Origin of the sequence: Thermus aquaticus, from assembly GCF_001280255.1 — a bacterium.
GTDB lineage: Bacteria > Deinococcota > Deinococci > Deinococcales > Thermaceae > Thermus > Thermus aquaticus.
This window is the reverse complement of record NZ_LHCI01000049.1, coordinates 1-484: the sequence shown is the minus strand read 5'-3', so window position 1 is coordinate 484 and position 484 is coordinate 1. Positions and strand designations below refer to the sequence as shown.

2 protein-coding genes are annotated in these 484 nt (G+C 67.4%); both read right to left on the bottom strand.

The genetic code is table 11. From position 1 onward, the window contains the following. On the bottom strand, positions 1-333 hold a 333-nt coding region (locus BVI061214_RS00305), incomplete at its 3' end, for an OB-fold nucleic acid binding domain-containing protein (protein WP_248841677.1). After that, positions 330-484: GreA/GreB family elongation factor (locus tag BVI061214_RS00300; protein WP_162207982.1), on the bottom strand; the 155-nt coding region annotated here is incomplete at its 5' end. The genes BVI061214_RS00300 and BVI061214_RS00305, both read right to left, overlap by 4 nt.

Below are 484 nucleotides of genomic sequence, written 5' to 3'. Positions count from 1 at the left end.
GAAGAGGGGGCCCTTGACCCCCAGGATGTCCCCCACGTCCAGCTTCTTCAGAAGCTCGTAGCGGGGGGTCAGGTCCTTTTGGAAGTAGAGCTGGATCCGGCCACTTTCGTCCAGGAGGTGGGCGAAGGTGACCTTGCCCATGCGCCGAATGGCCACCACCCGCCCCGCCAGGGCCACCTCCTCCGGCCACTCGGTCTCCGGAGGGGCCCCGGCCTTGGCCTCGAGGATGGCCCTGGCGCTATGGGTCTTGGGGAAGCGGTAGGGGTAGGGCTCAACCCCCGCCTCTACCAGGGCTTCCAGGTTCAGAAGGCGCTGGCGCGTTTGCTCGTTCATCCGTGGACCGCCACCACCCGGAACTCCTTCTTGCCCTTGGGGGTATCCAGGGAGAGGACATCCCCCACCCGGTGGCCCAGGAGGGCCTTGCCCATGGGCGAGGCGTCGGAGATCTTCATGGGGTTTTCCAGGACGCTGGCCTCGGCGGGGG